The organism is Flavobacterium frigidum, assembly GCF_048286795.2.
Map to the genome: position 1 here is coordinate 578,535 of NZ_JBLVPT020000001.1, position 20,580 is coordinate 599,114.

At 33.2% G+C, this 20,580-nt stretch carries 20 protein-coding genes; 8 read left to right on the plus strand and 12 right to left on the minus strand.

What is annotated here, in order from left to right; all coding sequences use genetic code 11:
- Nucleotides 1–10: 10 nt before the first annotated feature.
- Together ACNQGB_RS02655 and nadD are read left to right on the plus strand one after the other, a co-directional pair.
- On the plus strand, nt 11–373 hold the full coding sequence (locus ACNQGB_RS02655) for a four helix bundle protein (protein WP_417947576.1): 363 nt from the start codon (nt 11–13) through the stop codon (nt 371–373).
- A 75-nt stretch (nt 374–448) separates the two neighbouring features.
- Nucleotides 449–1,030 (plus strand): nicotinate (nicotinamide) nucleotide adenylyltransferase, encoded by a 582-nt coding sequence (nadD, locus tag ACNQGB_RS02660; protein ID WP_417947574.1) that lies wholly within the window; start codon nt 449–451, stop codon nt 1,028–1,030.
- A 57-nt stretch (nt 1,031–1,087) separates the two neighbouring features.
- Here the strand turns inward: nadD and ACNQGB_RS02665 are convergent, their stop codons facing one another.
- From ACNQGB_RS02665 to ACNQGB_RS02705, 9 genes are all read right to left on the minus strand, one after another.
- Nucleotides 1,088–2,548 (minus strand): nicotinate phosphoribosyltransferase, encoded by a 1,461-nt coding sequence (locus ACNQGB_RS02665; RefSeq protein WP_472777057.1) that lies wholly within the window; start codon nt 2,546–2,548, stop codon nt 1,088–1,090.
- A 42-nt stretch (nt 2,549–2,590) separates the two neighbouring features.
- Entirely contained in the window at nt 2,591–3,664 is a 1,074-nt protein-coding gene (locus tag ACNQGB_RS02670; protein ID WP_417945785.1) for an adenylosuccinate synthetase, read from the minus strand.
- 3 nt (nt 3,665–3,667) lie between these two features.
- The gene (locus ACNQGB_RS02675; protein WP_417945784.1) at nt 3,668–4,522 is read right to left on the minus strand and encodes a hypothetical protein; all 855 of its coding nucleotides are present in this window, start codon (nt 4,520–4,522) and stop codon (nt 3,668–3,670) included.
- Nucleotides 4,523–4,524: 2 nt separating this feature from the next.
- Complete coding sequence (locus ACNQGB_RS02680) at nt 4,525–4,860, minus strand: hypothetical protein (protein ID WP_417945782.1); 336 nt, start codon at nt 4,858–4,860, stop codon at nt 4,525–4,527.
- 25 nt (nt 4,861–4,885) lie between these two features.
- Complete coding sequence (prs, locus tag ACNQGB_RS02685) at nt 4,886–5,719, minus strand: ribose-phosphate diphosphokinase (RefSeq protein WP_417945780.1); 834 nt, start codon at nt 5,717–5,719, stop codon at nt 4,886–4,888.
- 93 nt (nt 5,720–5,812) lie between these two features.
- Nucleotides 5,813–11,221 carry an AAA domain-containing protein gene (locus tag ACNQGB_RS02690; protein WP_417945778.1) on the minus strand — a complete coding sequence of 1,803 codons (5,409 nt, stop codon included), beginning with the start codon at nt 11,219–11,221 and terminating at the stop codon, nt 5,813–5,815.
- Between the two features lies 1 nt (nt 11,222).
- Complete coding sequence (locus ACNQGB_RS02695) at nt 11,223–12,425, minus strand: M48 family metalloprotease (protein WP_417945777.1); 1,203 nt, start codon at nt 12,423–12,425, stop codon at nt 11,223–11,225.
- A 10-nt stretch (nt 12,426–12,435) separates the two neighbouring features.
- Nucleotides 12,436–13,128, minus strand: a complete 693-nt coding sequence (locus ACNQGB_RS02700) for an NUDIX hydrolase (protein ID WP_417945775.1) — start codon at nt 13,126–13,128, stop codon at nt 12,436–12,438.
- 100 nt (nt 13,129–13,228) lie between these two features.
- On the minus strand, nt 13,229–14,128 hold the full coding sequence (locus ACNQGB_RS02705; RefSeq protein WP_417945773.1) for a LysR family transcriptional regulator: 900 nt from the start codon (nt 14,126–14,128) through the stop codon (nt 13,229–13,231).
- 86 nt (nt 14,129–14,214) lie between these two features.
- Between ACNQGB_RS02705 and ACNQGB_RS02710 the strand changes: the two genes are divergently transcribed.
- From ACNQGB_RS02710 to ACNQGB_RS02730, 5 genes are all read left to right on the plus strand, one after another.
- The gene (locus tag ACNQGB_RS02710) at nt 14,215–14,985 is read left to right on the plus strand and encodes a type 1 glutamine amidotransferase domain-containing protein (protein ID WP_417945789.1); all 771 of its coding nucleotides are present in this window, start codon (nt 14,215–14,217) and stop codon (nt 14,983–14,985) included.
- Between the two features lie 4 nt (nt 14,986–14,989).
- On the plus strand, nt 14,990–16,165 hold the full coding sequence (locus ACNQGB_RS02715) for an iron-containing alcohol dehydrogenase (RefSeq protein ID WP_417945771.1): 1,176 nt from the start codon (nt 14,990–14,992) through the stop codon (nt 16,163–16,165).
- Nucleotides 16,166–16,470: 305 nt separating this feature from the next.
- On the plus strand, nt 16,471–17,466 hold the full coding sequence (locus tag ACNQGB_RS02720) for an NAD(P)H-dependent glycerol-3-phosphate dehydrogenase (RefSeq protein WP_309757305.1): 996 nt from the start codon (nt 16,471–16,473) through the stop codon (nt 17,464–17,466).
- Between the two features lie 38 nt (nt 17,467–17,504).
- Nucleotides 17,505–17,717 carry a hypothetical protein gene (locus ACNQGB_RS02725; RefSeq protein WP_417945770.1) on the plus strand — a complete coding sequence of 71 codons (213 nt, stop codon included), beginning with the start codon at nt 17,505–17,507 and terminating at the stop codon, nt 17,715–17,717.
- 10 nt (nt 17,718–17,727) lie between these two features.
- Nucleotides 17,728–17,976 (plus strand): hypothetical protein, encoded by a 249-nt coding sequence (locus tag ACNQGB_RS02730; protein ID WP_417945768.1) that lies wholly within the window; start codon nt 17,728–17,730, stop codon nt 17,974–17,976.
- Here ACNQGB_RS02730 and ACNQGB_RS02735 read toward each other — a convergent pair.
- The 3 genes from ACNQGB_RS02735 to ACNQGB_RS02745 form a co-directional block, all read right to left on the minus strand.
- Complete coding sequence (locus ACNQGB_RS02735) at nt 17,947–18,354, minus strand: hypothetical protein (RefSeq protein ID WP_417945767.1); 408 nt, start codon at nt 18,352–18,354, stop codon at nt 17,947–17,949. The two genes, ACNQGB_RS02730 and ACNQGB_RS02735, sit on opposite strands and share 30 nt — an antisense overlap.
- An 82-nt stretch (nt 18,355–18,436) precedes the next feature.
- A complete protein-coding gene (pheS, locus tag ACNQGB_RS02740) occupies nt 18,437–19,456 on the minus strand; it encodes a phenylalanine--tRNA ligase subunit alpha (protein WP_417945765.1) in 1,020 nt (339 codons plus the stop codon).
- A gap of 101 nt (nt 19,457–19,557) precedes the next feature.
- Nucleotides 19,558–19,914, minus strand: coding sequence for a hypothetical protein (locus tag ACNQGB_RS02745; RefSeq protein WP_309757296.1), 357 nt, complete (start codon nt 19,912–19,914; stop codon nt 19,558–19,560).
- 142 nt (nt 19,915–20,056) lie between these two features.
- Here ACNQGB_RS02745 and ACNQGB_RS02750 point away from each other — a divergent pair, with 142 nt between their 5' ends.
- Nucleotides 20,057–20,560, plus strand: a complete 504-nt coding sequence (locus tag ACNQGB_RS02750) for a CvpA family protein (RefSeq protein ID WP_417945763.1) — start codon at nt 20,057–20,059, stop codon at nt 20,558–20,560.
- Nucleotides 20,561–20,580: the final 20 nt, after the last annotated feature.

Sequence of the window (20,580 nt, forward strand, 5' to 3'; positions counted from 1 at the left end):
TCGTTTATCTATGAGTGGAGTGAAATCATACAAAGAATTACTCATTTGGCAAAAAGGAATTAAAATTGTGGTTTTAGTTTATAAGCTTACCAAGGATTTTCCAAAGGAAGAAATATATGCTCTAACAAGTCAGTTGAAAAGAGCAAGTGTATCAATTCCTTCAAATATTGCAGAAGGATTTGGACGTCAAACAGATAAATCATTTAATCATTTTTTAAATATTTCTAGAGGTTCATTAAACGAGATAGAAACCCAACTAATCATCGCTAAAGGATTAGAATTTATTAAAAATGAAAATATATTTAACGAACTTTTGTTTTTAATTGAGGAAGAAAGTAAAATGATAAATGCATTTTCTAAAAATCTAAAATAGTAATTAGAGCTTTTTAGTCATTAACACAAACAACTAAGGGCTAAAAACTAAGGACTAAAAACTAAGGACTAAAAAATGAAAATAGGACTTTATTTCGGAACGTTCAACCCAATTCACGTGGGACATCTTATCATTGCCAATCACATGGCGGAGCATTCTGATTTAGACCAAATTTGGATGGTCGTCACGCCACATAATCCTCTAAAGAAAAAAAATACATTACTCGATGATTACCACCGCTTGCAAATGGTGCATCTTGCCACTGAGGATTTTCCAAAAATCAAGCCTTCGGATATTGAGTTTAAATTATCCCAGCCTAATTACACGGTCAATACTTTAGTTCACTTACAGGAAAAATATCCGAATTACGACTTCTCCTTAATCATGGGCGAGGACAATTTAAAATCGCTACACAAATGGAAAAACTACGAAGCCATTTTAAAACATCATGACATTTACGTGTATCCACGAATCTCATCCGAAGAGGAAAACATAGAGTTTAAAAACCACCAAAAAATCAAAGTCATTGATGCTCCGGTTGTAGAAATATCATCGACATTTATTAGGGAAAATATTAAAAAAGAGAAAAATGTGCAGCCTTTATTGCCTGCAAAGGTTTGGGAATACATTGATCATAATAATTTTTACAGGAAATAAAAATCAAAAAAGCCTAAATGAAAATTAACATTTAGGCTTTTTATTTTAGAAACTTAGTTACAACACACTACTTTTAATTTGACTTCGAATCTCAGATAAGCTTCGGTCTATTAAAAGTTTTCCATCTCTAAAAACTTCTTTTAATTCCCCTTTTTGTTCTTCTTCCCAAGACACTTCATCTGTTAAGGTATATTGCCCCTCAACCAATTCTATTTTCATTAAACCTTTAGCCGATTTTTTGGTACCATCATCCGTAATCGGGTCTTTAAAAATAGCTCTTCCTTCTCCGTTTACTTCTCCATAAGTCGCTTTCATTGCAAATCCAAAAGTATCTCTTGTATTGAATTGATACGTAAATGAACCAATTCCAAGAACCACATTAGTAGAAGCAAACCCTTTAACTTTCAATCGCTCGCAGATGGCCGTTGCCCTAGTTACGGTAATACTGTCTCCATAAATAGCGCCAATTTGAGGTACTAATTCTTTAAATCCTTTTGCGTTGACAGTACCTCCAAAAACATCCCAAAGCAATTCAATTACGCCTTTCTTTTCTTGTTCAGTTTTACCATTAGGGTTACCGCAAATAATATCAACAGGATCTCCACTATCGGGACGAATAACTACTTTTCCTTCTCTTGAAACGATTTCATCTTTCAATCGAGGTAAATAATCTGTTAATACTTTCCATAAATCCCAAGTATCTGATACTATAGAAACGATTCCTTTTGGATACACTTCACAAATTAATCTTTTGAAAGTTTCGTATTCTCCCTCGGTAGTGCCCATACACATTACAGAATGTTCAGTTGCAGCAACGGAACCAGCTATTAATTCATTATCAGAATTGGCATTGTAATATTCTTCAAAAAAATCAATTGCAGGAATCGTATCTGAGCCCGTAAAACTCAATAAATGTCCTGCTGCAGATGTTACCGCCGCTTCGATACCTCCCATTCCTCGCATTGAGAAATCGTGCCCTTGCCAATCGACGAACTCTGGCATTGAAGAAGTTTCAGCTGCATATTTATCCAATACTTTCCTATATTCTTTAGCAATTGTAGCCGAATTACAAGGCAACCAAATTACCGCAGAAAGCAATGTCTCAAAATAATTAGTCAGCCAGAAGAACTCAGGAATCGTATTGTACATTGTGAACATTGGTACCCGAATAGGAACGCTGGCCCCTTCTGGCAAAGCTTTGAAAACCATCGGGATATAGCCTAAATCGTGAAGGTCCTCAATATGTTTTGTCCCTACTTGGTTTTCACCCAAATAATTGTTGATTCTGCGGGCATATTTTTTTACTACTTCATCTTTTGGCTGTTTGAAAAAATGAAAATCAAAATCTTGAATGATGTACTTTTTTAGGAAATATTGCAATCCAAAAAACACAACTTCATCAATTCCTTCTACTCTAGATTTCCTTGGAGTCCAGTTAGAATATACTAATGTCGTTCCGTCAGGATATTGTCTTTTATGGTCAACTTTGTAACCGTCTGTTAATAATAATGGGTTCATGTTACTATTTTTTTAATTATTGCTGAAAATGTATATTTAATTTTATAATATTAGCTGTTTGAAATCCTTTGAAAATGGCGAATAAGAACCGTAAATTTTATCCAGTTCTATTATAATTTTTTCTGTCTTAAATGTCTCTTCGTTTTGATCCAAACAAGTAACGACCAAATTTTTTTTGGTTGAAGAAGTATAAGCTGCATCTACTTGAATGGCATAATTCAGTAAATCATAATCCAAATCACCAAACCGAAGTTCTTTTTGATAGTCATTATAAATGCACGTTTCTTCTTCGTTATTTTTTAATGTAATATGACTTTCTTTGCTCATCCAACCACTTCCATGTCGAGTCGAATAATTTCGGGTCACATAATACATTTCTATATCTTCAATCTTTAATAGTTTACATATTTCGAACGCATTTTTTGATGTAGTATTCGCATAAGTGACGTTAGGAAAAACACCATGATCCATGTCCAATAAAACACCTTGACTGCCTTCAAAAATAAGATTATCAAAGGATTCTAGATAACTGTAATCGCTTATTTTCCAATCGATAACATCTATTGCTTCTAAAAAAACCTCTAACTCTTTTTCAATTTGACTTCCATCAAAAAATCCATAGTAATAGGCAATCCCTTTTAATTTTTCAATCAGCATTTGCCTTGGTGCAATCAAATCAATGGCAAATAATTTATACGGACTTTCGTTGCGTTTCATTGTAGCTCCCACTCCTTTTCCACAAGTTCCATGCTCTAAATTTTTGGTATTTTTTCTATTTTGAAAAACATCAAAAGGGGTTGTCACTTTTGCTAATGGATGAATGTGCAGTTCTGTATTTCCTTTGTTTCCTTTTAATTCTTCCCTTTCATTAAATAAAAAAGTCGGATGAAGGGTACAATGCTCACTAAAATAAGAAGGCAAACCTCGAAGTGCTCCGCTGGCAAAACTCGAATGAATATGTTTTTTGTCATCGATCATTACTGTATGTGCCGCTTGTTGTCCTCCAGAAAATCGAATTACTATAGATTCTGGGTTTTGATGAGCTAAAAAATCAGTTGTGATTCCTTTTCCCTCATCACCAAAACCCAAACCTATAACTATTTGTGCTTTTTTCATTATTTATAGCATTTCTAGAAAATCCAATCCTCCTAAATCTACAGATCCTGATGAGCCAACTTTATATTTTTTGCAGATAACATCCTTAATTACATTTGGAATTTCTTTATGATCTTCAATTGACAAACAATTTTGACCTAATGATTCTTTCCAACCACTATTAGCTCTTTTTGCCTGATCAGAATGCAACACGCTGATATGGTATACGTCATACTTTTTTTTAGCCTCTTCCAAAAGTTCTTTAGCTGTATAAGTCAGTTGTCCAGCACCCATAATTTCCTTAATTGCGATTGCAGGCAATACTTCTAAATTAGGTTCATCACCAACGGTAAACAGCAATCCTTTTTGATTACGTTTCTCGAAGGCATCTGTTTTAGTGTGAAAAGCGGCAAAATACCACGCCAAAAGATAACTTTCACCACCATTTCCACCACCACCACCTTCAATGTACGTTCTAGTTAACCACATGTCCAATTCTTCATCACCAGATTCAAATTGTCCAACTTGCAACGGATAACCATCACATTCATGATCTCCAATTCCTAAGAATAAAAGAGCAGGATCAGAAACTCCACCCTCAATAATTCCTCCCATTAATTTTGGAAGACCTTCTTTGATTAATTCAAATGGAATATGTCCCATACTCCCTGTAACATCCAACCCTAGAATAATTGGAACAGAATTAGGATGAATAGCAGAATCTCTTGCTTCTCTAAAAGTAATTCCAGTGGGATTCATAGATTCATGCGCCATTCTTTTGGCGTTTTGCTCAAAAATTTCACCAGCAGATTTTGATGCATAACCTGCTTTTAATGCTCTGCTGCTACGAGCATCATTATCGTATCTTGTACCTCCCATAACTAAAATATTTTACCAAATAAATATTCGAATCTCATTCTTGTAATCTCTAATTGGATATTTAAATTCCTAATTATTAATGCTAATTCCATGTCTTTTTGCACGAATGCCTCTGGTTGAAAATCGGCAAATGTCAGACTGTTTTTGTCTAATGGACTTACGTCAATAAGACCTTCTTGTTCTCTCTCTAGTCTTTTTATTTTTAGCTCAATATCTTCCACTCGTCTTCTATAAATTAATTCGGAATCTGCACCAATAATATTGGCTCTGTCTTCTCTAATTTGATCATTGTTTCTTTTTAAAGATTCAATGAATCTTGGTTTTAAATTGTCACTCATAATTTCTTATTTAGTTTGTTAATAGTTATATTAATTGATTTAATCCTATCACTTCAACACGCTCTCCTTCAAAATCTTTAAATGAGTTGGTGGTAAATATTTTCTCGAAACAATCTAAAACTTCAAATCCTTTATTAAAAATTCCGTGGCTTACCGCCAAAAATAACTTACCGGCGTTCTTATTTTTCAGCACTTCGGCAAGACCTACAAAAGTTCCACCTCCGTCACAAATATCATCTACAATCAGACAATCCATTCCTTGTAAATCGTCATTATAGACTTTAAAACCAGATAATCTTCCTGTTTTAACATCGCGGCTTTTACTGCATTCTACTACTTCAACTCCGCCTATAAATTCTGAAACTTTAAAAATTTTCTTTAAAGCGCCTCCGTCTGGAGAGATTAATCTGACATCGTTCCCAATTGCTTTAACTACCGCTTCAATAAAAGTATGATTAGAAATCACTTCGCAATTATTGACCAATGCCAGAGTAACTTCTGAATGCGCATCAAATACAAATACTTTATCGAATTGCATTGCATTAATAATATCGGCATACACTTTAACAGATAATGGCTCTCCTTTTATCATAACTCTATCCTGTCTTGCAGCGGGAAAGTAGGGAATAAAAAGCTCCATATTTTTTACATCCATTCTGCGCAAAGCATCAACTGCAACACACAATAATCCAAAATCATTGAAAGAATTTAAGCGATGTGTAATGGTTACTTTTTGAGTAGTATCAAAATCAGGATTGATTTTTATATGTGGCTCTCCTCCTGAAAATGTAAAATTTTGAAAATTGATTTCTTGCTCTGGAGCAAATGGTTTAAAGTTTTGGTCTAAATTTAGTATCATAGTTTTTAAATTTTGCGTTAATTATACGCAAATATAAATAGTATTTTTAAATAAACAATTTTATTTGCGTAAAATTTACACAAATATCTGTATTTATTCTTTAAAGTATTCCTTTGCCAGCTTTTGAGCAATCAATTTTCGCTTTTCTTTTACTGCATCATCCTCACTTTCAAAGGCTTTTACCATACGTTGTCCTTTAGTTCCAATTCTGCCATATTGAACAATTACATTTTTGCCATCAGTACCTATTTCCCAGAACTTTTTACTCCCATTGGATATGTTAATGTATTTTTCAAAATCAGTGCTTTCATTTGAATCTGGATGATTTGCTTCATCTTCAGTGGATTCGTTTTCAATTTCAATAAAGCTATTTTCAACTTCAACTTCCTCAAAAAACAGTTCATTATTCAATGATGCCGCTATCATCTTCAAAACTCTTGGTTTGTTTTCTATCCAATCCTTCGAATAAATTTGACAGATATTCCAACCATTAGCTTTCAAGATTTCAGGTCTCAAAAGATACTGTTCCAGAATATCATTGTTCGAATAATGAAGATCATCATCAATCATAATTCCTAAAACAAATTCTTCATCTTCTGTAGATTTTTTAATTCCTAAATGGCACTTGAACTTACTTTGACCAATATTTCTTGTGACAGCATATCCCATTTTTTCAATTTCAGCTTGTAGCTGCTCAGCAATCTGACTTGATTCTTGGATACTATTTTTACTATTTATCGAATTCAAAACATTATTAGCAGCTTCCAATTGCCCCAAGCTAATCAATTCGGCATACTGCAGGTATTTTCTAAAATAATTGGCACCCTCATTGTATTCATTTTTAATATCAAAATACTTAATGGAGCTCACCACACACATACTTTTCTTAGCTCTAGAGAATATTACATTCAATCGTTTTTCTCCTCCCCGTTTATTTATTGGTCCAAAATTCATCAGCATTTTCCCGTTTGGATTGTAGCCATAGCATGTACTCATAATGATAATATCACGTTCATCACCCTGAACATTTTCTAGATTTTTTACAAAAAGTCCAACAAATTGGTTGTTTTCCATGCGTTTGTATTCTTCTTCAAGCAAGTTTTCAAATACTTTATCCTCAATACAAATCGCTTCGATTGCAGTTTCTATTTCATTTTGCTGTTCCATCGAAAATGCTACAATTCCAATGCTTTGCTCCTTATTTTGCACCAAAAGTTCCTGAACCATATTGGCAATATACTGTGCTTCTTTCACATTTGACCTCGCATTATATACTCCATTTTCAATATAATGATAGGAAATTGGCTTAGCAATCAAATGTTCCAAATTGTCTTTGGCCTCGAAAACATCAGTAACAATAATAGGTTCAGCTAACTTGCCATGATCTTTCAAATCAGGAATTGTCAATAATTTGCTGTCATAAAACGAAGCATTCGAAAAACCAATTAACGCTTCATGCTTGCTTCGATAATGCCAGCCCAACATAACAGAAGGAAATTTACGCGCACCTTGCGTCAAGAAACTATCGGCATCTAATGAAAAAGAATCATTGTCCTCAGCCGTTGCATCTGCCCATAAATCATCTTGATTTCCTGACGAACTGCCAAAGAAATTACTCGGTGGCATTTGCATTTCATCACCTACAATTATCGTTTGTTTTGCTCTGTAAATGGGCACAAGTCCTTCCTCGAGTGTAATTTGGCTGGCCTCATCAAAAATGACAACATCAAAATAGTTTTCATCAACTGGCAAGGCATCCGAAACACTCAAAGGACTCATCAGCCACACTGGTTTTATTTCTCTGATAATGGGACCGGAATCCAAAGAGGCCAAATCCCGTATGGACTTAAATCGAATGCTTTTACTAAATTCATTTTCCAGAATTTTTCTTCCTTCTGTAATAGCTCTTTTGCTTTCTTTTTGTGCTGCTGTCATTCCAGAAACTGACATTTCAGAAGTCAAAATCAATTCTTTTAAATTGCTGATCTGTTTTGCAATGATATATTTTCCGTTTAGTTCTAATAAATCGGCATACATTTTTTTTACTTTTTCAATGGATGAATGCAACAAATCCATATTGAATTTTTTATGCGTATAATGAATCGCATAATATTTCTCTAATGATCTTTCTGCTAAAGTAATTTTTAAATGATCGAGCGGGATGTTCTTTGCTTTTAATAATTGAATTATAGATGGATTTACATCTTGTATTTCATCAAAAAAAGAAGCGTACAAATCAAAATAGGCTTTCTTTGCATTGATCGCTATAATTTGATTCTCAATAACTATTAAATTTAAATTCTCATAATTTTCAATGCTGTCGCACAAAGAAGAATTTACTTTTACGAATAAATCATTAATTACAGCAACTTCTTTTCTTTCTGTGTCATTAAGGTTTTTTACAAAATCTAAAATGGTAGAATCCAGTTCTTTTTTTAGCGTTTCGGTATGGTATTTTAATTCAAATAAATCCCCAAGATTATACTTGCTTTCGAAATCACTTTTTAAAGCATTAAATTTTCCTTCTAGCTCAAATTGAGCATTATAGTTTTCTAAAATAAGTGATAAACGAGGCTTCACATTATGTTTATTGATGTCATAAACGGCAAGAATTTCACTTCGTGTTTTTTTATAATCTGAATTTATAAAATTAAAAAAGCTGCTTTCATTTTTTCTGATAACTTCCAAAGCAGTCTTGGCATCGGTTTCAGATAGCGTTTTTATCCAATACGGATATTGTTGGGCTAACTTCTCAATTTCATTTCTTATTTTCAATAAAGTTTCAACTTCATTTTCAAGCGATCTGAAAAGCGTACTGTTTGGCTCCAATAATTCGGACACATTATTGTCAAAATATATATAACTGGACATTGCTTTTTGAAGAAATATGTGAATCTCCAAAAAAGTATCAAAGTTTGTTGGAATAGTCACAAAATCCAATCGTTCTGAAATGTTTTCTAATAGTACCTGACTGTTTTCCAAATCCTTTTTTAGGTCGGAAACTTGCTGATAGGTACGAAACACATCCATCTTTAAAAAACGAAAAGGATGTATTGAGAAAAACTCAGATTGATTCGTTTCCTGATTGATAGCATATAATTTTTCCAACACGTGCTGGTTTTTTTCCCAATCTAGCAAACCGGCATTATCATCCAGAATATTCATATCCTCTAATACTACTTTATGAGGATTAGAAATCAAAACATCAAAAAGTGATTTAACCGTAAGATGATTTTCTGAATTAATCCTGGCATTCATAAAATCATGAAAAACTGCAACTTTATTGATTTCGTCATCAATTTTCTGAACCAATTTATTGCGATTTTCGGCTATCGATTGAAAATTGTTTTTTGATGCTGTAAACGCGTAAAAAGTTTTTTTCAAATCAAAAATAAATTCTTTTTTATCGGCTTGTGAATCGTGAATTAAACAGCATAAATCATCTAATCCCTGATTCATTAATCGGTAAAAAACTACATCGAGTGCGGCTCGTTTCTCGCAAACAAACAAAACCTTTTTATCATTAGCGACATAATTAGCTATCAAATTGGCGATTGTCTGAGATTTTCCAGTCCCAGGCGGTCCTTGAATAATGTAGCTTTCGCCCGTTTCTGAATACTTTACAGCATTATTTTGTGTAGGGTCACTTGCAACAACATTAAAAGTTTTAGTAAAACTGTTGTTGGATTCTACTTCGTTCTTGAAATTTTTTTGCGCTAACGAATTGAACAGACTTTTAAAAACATCGCTCTCCACTTGATTTTCGATTACCTGATTATAATCTCGAACCAGTGACATTTTTTTGTAATTAAAATTACCTAAAATCAAATTACACGTATCAAATTCCCAACGAAAAGGATTGGTTTCTCCTTCATCGAGCTGATAAAATTCTCTTTCAATGGTTTTATTTTCATTAAAAAACTGAGCATTTCTTTTGACATCGCTGTTAATCAAATATTCTAAAGATGATGCTTGTGTATAAACATAATTTCTAAACAACTCTAAACCATACGGCTGAAAATTTTCGGGCTGGTAAGAATAATTCAAAGTGCGCTGATCCTGAATTGCCAGCTTCTTTTTGGAACGTTTATTAAACTGTGTCAGAATCTGCTTAGCTTGTGAATGAATCAGTTTAATTTTAGGCTTGTCAATATAATCCAGGGCAATTCCAGAATTATTTTTCTCTACTTGAACTTTCAATAATCCATAGACTTCTTCTATTTTAGTTTCCGAAAGCTGAATTCGTTCCGGTAAACGGATATCATACAACTCTTTTAGCATATTAGCCAAAACCGGATTTATCTCCACTTCCGAATCTAAAAATTCTAATGAATATTGATCTTTTACGCCTTTTTTCTTGGTTAGGGTTACCGAAACCAAAAGCAAAGGGGAAATTATTTTTTCAGAGTTATTTTCTTTGGTATTAAACCAATTCAGATTACATAAAGCTAGTTTTAACTGACTAAAACCATATTCATTGATGTCTTTATTCGCTTCTAAACGAATTTTATCCAATGTCGGGATGATGTACGGATTATCTCCAATTTCTAAATACTTATTGAGTGAAATCGTGCTTGTAGTGCTGATTTTTTTTGAGATTTCGGGATTCCAGTAGAAAATAGAATTGGGGTTGATATTTTGATAATTCAAAGCTTGCGGAACCGATGAAACCGTAAGATTGAGGAATTTCAAATTCGGTTGGAAATACAATAATCTATTTCGTTTACTATTGTCAAAAAGCCTGTTGCGGAGTTTTTCGTGAATAAACTGATTTCTATTTTGCACTTTAGCATCGACCAAATTTGATAAATCGTATTCAGTTTCGGGGTTATAATCCCTATAATTTTTTAGTTTCTCAATAATTTCGTTTAAATCCTTCCAGCGATTGTCCCGGTTCAATTCGGTCATTCCCAAAATAATGTTGGCAATTGCGGGATTTATTTTGCTATTTAAAAAGTACATTTTCCTTCTGTAATCAACAAATTTTTTGACATCATCAACATCGGTAAAATCAAATTGCAAAGTGATGCTTGCCAGAATCATCCCCAAAATAAAAATATCGGTCAACGGATCATGATGCTCAAATTCAAGTTCAAAACAGCTATAATCTTTTACATAAGCTGCTTTTTTTACATTTTCTACATCATTATCAGCAACACTTTTATCTGCATACTCTCTGCTGATCTTTTCGCCAATTTCAACTGTATTATAATGCTCTCCCGTAATCTCAAATGCACTGCTTTTGCTTTTAAACAATTTTGCAATGGGACTAGAATTATTATTTATTTCAAATGATTTATCAGCAATATTAAAATGCTCATCTTCAACATAGAGAGTAGCAATATCGTTTAACGAAGCAACTTTTCCCTGATTATGAATGGCGGCAACCGTTTTTAACAATGGCAGTATTATGGCAATAATATCGTCGTTCGCAAAATTTCCTTTCTGAAAATTTTCGGTAATGAATTGATAAAAAGCCGATTCCTTTATTGGTGTAATCATGTTAATACGTATTTTCTTTGTCTGCCTCTAAAATGCTATTTAATGTAGTGGTGCAGTTTTGACAGAATGATTTGTATGTTTTTTCGGTAAGGTTCAGCTCTTTTTTCAAGATCGTTTTCAAATTATCCTCCAAAGCTAATTGCTCCGAAATATCCAAAATATGACCAATAAAACCATCCTTCAAATCGGCATCACAAAGTGCAAAATCAAGCATAACATAGGCAAAATAGTCTTTTAGATTTTTCTTGCTGTTGTCAATTTTTAATTTAAAACTGTCATCAATAAATACATCGCTGTTTTTGTCAACATTAGAAAAATACTGCTTGTAAAGTGTGTTACAATATTCAGACTGTGTCCATTTTGGTTTCAGGATAATAGAAATTAATTCTTTTGTAATCTCAAAAACTACCGTTTTCGTAAACAAGTTTAATTGATGCAAATCTATTTTTCCTGAAATAATCTTTTCTGTTCTCGTATAATAATTTGCATTATCCGTTTCAAAGATTTGTAATGATTTGGCACGGATAAAAATTTCCGGATGTGTTTCCCCATCAGAGCCTTCACTGATTCTTTCCAGAATTTCATCGGCTTGTTTAAGATAACTTTCTGCCGAAACTTTTTCTAAACCAGTATTTAATTTAATCAAAGTACTAATTGTAGATTCCAGACTTCCGCTAACTTTTAAAGCTCCCAAATCACAAAATAATTCAGTGTATAGTTGATATAATCTTGCCGTTTCGTAATAAAATAATTCACTTGTGTTATCACTTGCAATAGTATTAATGATTCTGTTTGTGATTTCGAAATCACCATTTTCTAAATTAAATAATAGAATGTGAGACAATTCATGAGCAAACAAAACTAGTAATTCGTCCTCGTTCAGTAATTTTAGAATTGTTCCTGAAAGAATAATATGCGCTTCTTTTTCAAAAAAAACAATACCCGCATTATTGGCTTCAATTGTTTGTGACTGATAAATCGTAATTGGAATAACGATTCCCAATTTATCCTTTGCTTTCCCTAGAATTTCGTACACTTTCGGTTCTGTTTCTAAATCAATTCGGTACGCATTTTTTAACAAATCGGTTTTGTAGGCTTCTTGTTGTTCTTCTTTTACTTTTTCTTCCGAAAACCAAGACCACGTTTTGCCTTGTTTCTTAAAATAGTTTCTCAAATCGGTATGAAATGGAAATGGTTTTATCATAGTAATTTATTTAAGCAAACTTTATTTCAAAATGAAACCCTTTCATTAGTAAATCATTGTATTTCTGTTTATTAAACTTGAATAATTTTGCAGGCCTCCCCGTTTTTAAAGGCGAAAAATGATCTGTTTTTTCAATGATTTCGAAGCTTAAAATTTTTTTTCTAAAGTTTCTGCGATCGATTTCTTTTTCTAAAATGGTGCAATATAAATTTTCAAGTTCTGAGAATAAGAACTCCTTTGGCAGTAAATCAAATCCTATGGGTTCGTAGGTAAGTTTTGCTTTTAAGCGCTGCATTGCTTTGCCTAAAATAATAGTATGGTCAAAAGCTAATGCGGGAATTTCATTAATCTTATACCATTGTGCGTTTTCAGCATCCGAATCAGGCTTAACCTCTAATTTTGATGGATCTACTAATGCAAAATAAGCAACTGAAATAACACGATTCCTTTGATCACGATATACATCGTCACCAAAAGTAAACAGTTGTTCAAAATAATTAACACTAATATTAGTTTCTTCTTTCAATTCTCTTCTCACAGCATCTTGCAAGGACTCTTCATTATGTACTAATCCACCTGGAAGTGCCCAATAAGAATCTTGTGTCCCAAATTTTTGTTGTATTAACAATACATAAAGCTGATTGTTTTGATACCCAAAAACTATGGCATCGACAGCTATTTTGATATTTTGAACTTCATTCATTTAAATAAAATTGTTATGGATAAAAGGAGCATAAAAATAGTTTATTTGTTTCCAATTATTAAGATACGATTGCACTTTTATAGTGAAAATGGTTTTTTTCTTAAAACCCCAAAACCTTTTTCAACTCTATTTGAATATTCTCAAAAACGGCACTCAAATTTTCATTTTTACCTGACAATACAAATACTTCCGTAGTAGGCATTTGCTTGCTATTCCATACTAATTGAATTTTATTTTGGTCTAATAAATTTTTTGCATTGATATCCCAAACTACCCCAATTCCTGTATTTTTTGAAATGATTTCGAGCATTTCATATTCGGATGGAATAATATAATTGGGAATCATCGAAGGTCTCTTTTTGTTAAAAACATACAACCAGAATAATTTGATGTGTGGAATTTGAGCATTATGACTGTACCATTTTTGATCATTTAACCAATGTTCAATAGCCGCAAAATCTTTTAGTTTTATAACGGCTTTTAATGGCGCCGTATCAATTTCGGGAGAGCCAACAATTATTTGCTTAATCGCACCTACTTTTTTTTGAATAGTATCAAAAGTGTCATAACGATTAGTAACTACCGCAAAATCTAATTTTTTCTCATTTACCAGTTCAAATAGTGCGTCGTTGTCGTAGAAACTGAAATCAATATACTCAAATTTTGCAACTAAGATACTCCCTAAACTACTCATTAAATGTTTGGAAATTCCTATAGAAATTAATCTGTTAGCATTGAATGCTTTAGCTCGGAAACCGTTCTCTACATTTTCTAATCGATCTAGAGCTTCAATGATTAAATTATTGAGTAACTTAGCGTAATCCGTTGGCTCGACACCTTTAGACTTTCTATTGAAAAGTTTATAACCTACATGGGCTTCCAACATTGATATTTGTTGACTAACAGCGGGTTGACTAATAAATAATTCTTTAGCTGCCAACGAAAAATTTCCGTTTTTGTAAACGGATTTAAAAGTTCGGTACCATTCTAGATTTGTCATGATATAAATTTCTTTATCACAAACATAACTTAAATTATTTTTACTAATAGCATAATAGCCTTAAATTTGCATCTATGAATAACGTTATGAAAAAAATTGCCTTATTATCAATTATAGTATTAACATTAAGTTGCATTTCAGCAACTGCACAGAAGCAAAATAAAAAAGTTATGAAAAAAGTATTATTTGTTCTTACAAGCCACGATAAGCTTGGGAATACAGGAGAAAAAACAGGATTTTGGATTGAAGAATTTGCTGCTCCTTATTATGAGTTAGTAGATAAAGGAGTGATCATTGATATTGCATCGCCACTAGGAGGACAGCCACCAATTGACCCTAAAAGTTCAGATCCATCTTCGGCTACTGAAGACACTAAAAGATTTGATAAAGACAGTGAACTACAAGCTAAACTAAGTAAAACACACAAACTAGCTGATGTTAAACAAGCTGATTATGATGCTGTTTTTTATCCTGGAGGTCATGGTCCATTATGGGATTTAGCAACTGATGCATCTTCAAGTGCTTTAATTGAAGCTTTTTATACGAATAACAAACCTGTTGCTTTTGTATGTCATTCGCCAGCTGTGTTGAAAAACGTAAAAGTAAATGGGGAATTTTTAGTTAAAGGTAAAAAAGTAACCGGATTTTCGAATACCGAAGAGGAAGCGGTGGGATTAACTAATGTTGTTCCGTTTTTATTAGAAGATGCCTTGAAAGCTAACGGTGCTTCATATTCAAAAATAGGAGATTGGCAGCCTTACGCTGTAGAAGATGGTTTATTGATTACAGGTCAAAACCCAGCTTCGTCTAAATTAGTAGCCGAGAAATTATTGAACCAATTGAATTCAAAAAAATAACAAGATGCTAAATTTCGAATTATACAATCCTACCAATTTAGTTTTTGGAAAAGGACAAATTGAAAAATTATCGACGTTAGTACCAAAAGGAGCAAAAATCCTTTTGGCGTATGGCGGTGGAAGCATTTTCAAAAATGGGATTCACGAGCAAGTTATTAAAGCATTAAAGTCCCGAGACTTCGGGATTGAAATCGTAGAATTTGGGGGAATTGAACCAAATCCGCATTTTGAGACATTGATGAAAGCCGTTGCCGTTATCAAGGAACAAAAAATAGATTTTATCCTTGCCGTTGGTGGAGGTTCTGTAATTGATGGCGTGAAATTCATTTCAGCAGCTGTACATTTTGAAGGGAATCCAATGGAAATTCTTCAAAAGAGATTATTGATTAAAGATTTGTCTAAAGTAATTCCTTTTGGAACAATATTAACTTTACCTGCAACTGGCAGCGAGATGAATTCTGGAGCTGTAGTAACTATTCAAGCTACGCAGGAAAAATTGGCTTTTGGTGGTAGCGCATTGTTTCCAAAATTTTCCATTTGTGATCCAACAGTAATTGAATCTTTACCAAAAAGACAATTGCAAAATGGTGTCGTAGATGCTTACACTCATGTTTTAGAGCAATATTTAACCTATCCACATGAAGGTTTTTTACAAGATCGCATTGCCGAAGGAATTCTACAAACTTTAATCCAAGTAGGTCCTGAAGTAGTCGAAAATCCTAAAGATTATGCACTAGCTTCTAATTTTATGTGGAGTTGTACGATGGCGCTGAACGGATTAATCCAAAAAGGAGTTCCATCAGATTGGGCTACACATATGATTGGTCATGAATTGACAGCCTTGTACGGAATAGATCATGCCAGAACATTGGCAGTTGTGGGTCCAAATTTATACCGAGTGATGTTTGAAACTAAAAAAGGAAAATTGGCACAATACGGAAAACGTATTTTCGATTTAACTGGAACTGAGGACGAAATCGCAAACGAAGCCATCAACAAAACCGTTGCGTTTTTCCATACCATGGGAATGGACACTAAATTATCTGATTATACCAAAGATTTTGATAAAACAGCTAATTTTATTGTAAATCGTTTCGAAGAAAGAGGCTGGTTAGGATTGGGAGAAAAACAAAATATCACTTTAGAAAAAGTAAAAGCAATTGTGGAAATGAGCTATTAATCAGCATAATTATTTCTGGGTTAATTCAAGTCAAATAAAAAGGCGTTCTCATTTTGTGGGAGCGCCTTTTAAATTCTAAAATATAACTAACTAACTCAATTCGCATTAATTTGTTAAATTGATACAAAATCATTAAAAATAACGAGTCGCATGTGTTTTTATTGCGTTGCAAATTAAAAAATATTAAATTATTATTTTTTTAATTATAAAACAAAAAAACTCTGTTACAAAATGAATTTTAGGATGTTACTTTTATTTGCATAAACAGTACTTTTTTAAGTACTTTTGATTAAATTCAATAAAAAATGGCTGACAATATAAAATTCGCAGTAATAGGTGGTGGAAGTTGGGCGACTGCTATAGCAAAAATGTTGTGTGTAAATCTTAGCGAAATTTCCTGGTACATGCGCAATGAGGCTGCAATAGAACATATTAAAACAGAAAAACACAATCCAAATTATTTGAGTTCCGTTGAATTTGACGTTAAAAAACTCAAACTAACGAGCGATATCAACGAAGCCGTAGCCTACGCTGATTATATTATTTTCGCTATTCCTTCTGCTTTTGTGGGTGCCGAATTAGAAAAACTGACTGTTTCCTTAGAAAACAAAATTATTTTTTCAGCCATTAAAGGAATTGTTCCTGAAACAAGCTTAATTGTAGGGGAGCATTTTCATGTGAAATATGATATTCCGTATTACAACATTGGTGTAATTACGGGTCCTTGCCACGCTGAAGAAGTTGCCATGGAGCGTCTTTCTTATCTTACTATTGCGTGTGGTGATCCCGACAAAGCTAAAACTGTAGCTAAAAATTTATCTGGAAATTACATTAAAACTAAAATCACTGATGATATTATAGGAACTGAGTATGCTGCCATGCTAAAAAATATTTATGCAATTGCTGCAGGTATAGCACATGGTCTAGGGTATGGCGACAATTTCCAATCGGTATTGATGAGTAATGGCATTCGCGAGATGAAAAAATTCATCAAGAAAGTCCACAAAATGAAACGTAACATTAATGACTCTGCTTACTTAGGCGATTTATTGGTTACTGGTTATTCGGTATTTTCCCGCAATAGAATGTTTGGGAATATGATTGGTAAAGGCTACACCGTGAAATCAGCAATGATGGAAATGAGTATGGTTGCTGAAGGATATTATGCGGCAAAAAGTGCTTACAAACTTAATCAAGCCTATGGTGCCAAAACACCAATTATTGATGCGGTGCACAGCATTTTATACGAAGGCCAAGATGCGAAAGCCGTGTTTAAAAAATTGACAGATAAACTCGATTAATCCAACGACAGATTTTACAATCAAACAGAAGAAACTTCATGAGCGAAAGATGGAAATACCAGATTAAAATGGGTGGGATTTGGGGCGTGTTTATGACGGTTTTCAATGTACTGTTTGACATCAAGGAAACTCCATTTTCAGCGCAAGTTGCCACTCCTGCTTTTTATTTTAAAGCCATCGCTTATATCTTAGTAGGAATATTTTTTTTAGGCTATTTTACCTGGAAATCCAAACAAAAACAAAACCTTTAAATTTTTAATTATGAGCGAAAGATGGAAATATCAACTTAAATACGGGTTGATTTGGGGACTACTAGTTTCTTTTATAACTGCTGCTTTTGATTTATACAGCATGACTTTTCAAGAGGTGTATTTATCTGAAAAAAACACAATCCGTACCGCATCATTCGTTCTGGCCGGAATATTTGTGGTCAGTTATTTTAGTTGGAAGAAGAAATTAATAAGAGAAAATAGTACTGACTTACCTAACGATAACACCATCGACAAATAATATAGGCACTTCTTCTACCTCTGTTTCATTGATGGAATTGGCTTTGAAAATGAATTTTTTATCGTATAATTTCCCATCCATGAAAAACGTGAGCATAAATTCGTTATTGAGTGCCAAAACACTTTTTTCGATCATTTCAATTTTCACTACTGAAACAGCTGGGACTTCGACAAAAGCATGACGCAACAATGATGTTTTTTTCATTTCGCCATCAATAGTTCCAAAAGCTTTAGAAACTACCATGACACTTTCTATTAGAAAATCACTATCGTTTACTAAATAGGCATACCAAACTTTTTCCATGAAATCGTCACTCCATTGCTGGACTGCCGCAAAAAATACGTTTTCTACTTCGGGGATGATAATGTCTTTTTTCATAAATTGAGTTTTTAGTCCCTAGCTTAAAGTCCTTAGTCATTAATACCAAGAATCTAAGTACTAGTCACTAAGTACTATTAAATTATATACTTGCTTTGAATTGCTCTAAGAAACGAACATCATTTTCGTAAAACATACGGATATCGCCAATTTGATATAGCAACATGGCAATTCTTTCGATTCCCATTCCAAACGCAAAACCATTGTATTCATCAGGATTGATACCACAGTTTTTCAAAACATTTGGATCTACCATTCCGCAACCCATGATTTCTAACCAACCAGTTCCTTTGGTAATTCTGTAATCGGTTTCTGTTTTTAGACCCCAATAAATATCAACCTCAGCACTTGGTTCCGTAAAAGGAAAATAGGATGGACGCAAACGGATTTTTGACTTCCCAAACATCTCTTTGGTAAAATATAAAAGCGTTTGTTTTAAGTCGGCAAAAGAAACGTCTTTATCAATATACAACCCTTCTACTTGGTGAAAAATACAGTGTGAACGGGACGAAACAGCTTCGTTACGAAATACTCTACCCGGAGAAATCGTACGAATAGGCGGCTTATTATTTTCCATGTAACGCACTTGTACAGATGATGTATGCGTACGTAACAAAATATCAGGATTTGTTTGAATGAAAAAAGTATCTTGCATATCACGCGCCGGATGGTATTCCGGTAAGTTTAATGCAGTGAAATTATGCCAGTCATCTTCGATTTCTGGTCCTTCAGAAACGTTGAAACCAATGTTTGAAAAAATATCTATAATTTGGTTTTTGACCAATGAAATAGGGTGACGAGAACCAATAGTTATAGGCTCAGCGGAACGAGTTAGATCACCATAAAAACCTTTTATTTCTTCTTTACTTTCTAAAGCATCCTGAATGGTTTTTACTTTTTCTTCGGCAGAAGTTTTAAGTAAATTGATTACTTGTCCAAATTCCTTTTTTTGGTCATTGGGAACATTTTTAAATTCAGCGAAAAGCTCCTTTAAAAGTCCTTTACTTCCTAAAAATTTAATTCGGAATGTTTCTAATTCTGCTGCGTTCTGCGTAGAAAAAGCTTGTGCTTCGCCAATATATTCTTTTATCTTATCTATCATTTTCCTTCCGTAATTGAGAGTGCAAATTTAGCTTTTTTTAGTGATTATTTAATAGTGAATAGTCCCAAAAAAGCCATTTATAAGCTGCTTTTTAGTGATTTCTATTGTATAAGTTCTCTTTCAACAAAATAATTTACAATAGCTTCCTTCATTAAAACGGATTGTTCCCCTGCTTTTAATGGTGGCAGTTCCTCCTTAACTTTATAATGTGGCCATCCTTCCTCATCAAAAAACTCGAATTCATAAAATCCATAAGGCTCTAATAAACGGCAAATGGCAATATGCATCAAATTGAGTTTTTCGTCTTTCTTAAATTCTTGGTGTACTTTTCCAAGTTCTTGAACCCCAATTAAGTAAATAATGGCGTCTAAATCTAAATCTTCACCTTGCGAAAATTGATTGGAAAGTATATTAACAAGCTGTTCCCAGCGTTCTTTAAGTTGTGTGTCTCTTGACATTTTTTTGAATTATGAATTATGAGTTATGAAATATTAATTCATAACGTTTACAATTATATTGGGCAAAGATAAGAACTTGAAAATTGGCAATGGTACAGAACAATTCATTTATATTTGCGTTTCTATTTTTTAATGAATTATCATGGGATTTTTAGATATTATTTTGGGTGTACTTCTCGCAATTGCGCTGTTTAAAGGCATCAAAAATGGCCTTTTTGTAGAGTTAGCGTCATTGGTTTCTTTATTACTTGGAATTTATGCGGCCGTGAAATTTTCTTATTTTATGAAAGAGTTTTTAGCTGGTTTCGTAAAGTGGAATCCCAATACCATACAAGTAGTAGCCTTTGTTTTGACCTTTATGGTTGTAGTGATTGCCGTATCGATTTTGGGTAAATTTTTGACAGGAATAGCTGATTTTGCCTTTTTAGGTTGGTTAAATTCACTTGGAGGTGGTTTCTTTAGAGTACTCAAAACCATCTTAATTATCGGAATTGTTTTTAAGGTTTTTGAAAAAATAAACTACCATAATTTTTTAGCCAAGAAAGAAACCCTGGACAATTCTCTATTTTATAGTCCCATCCAGAAAATAACGGGATATTTATACCCATCTATTGAAAGCTGGTATGACGATTTGAAGAAAAAGTAATCAAGTGGTAGAGTTCAGTT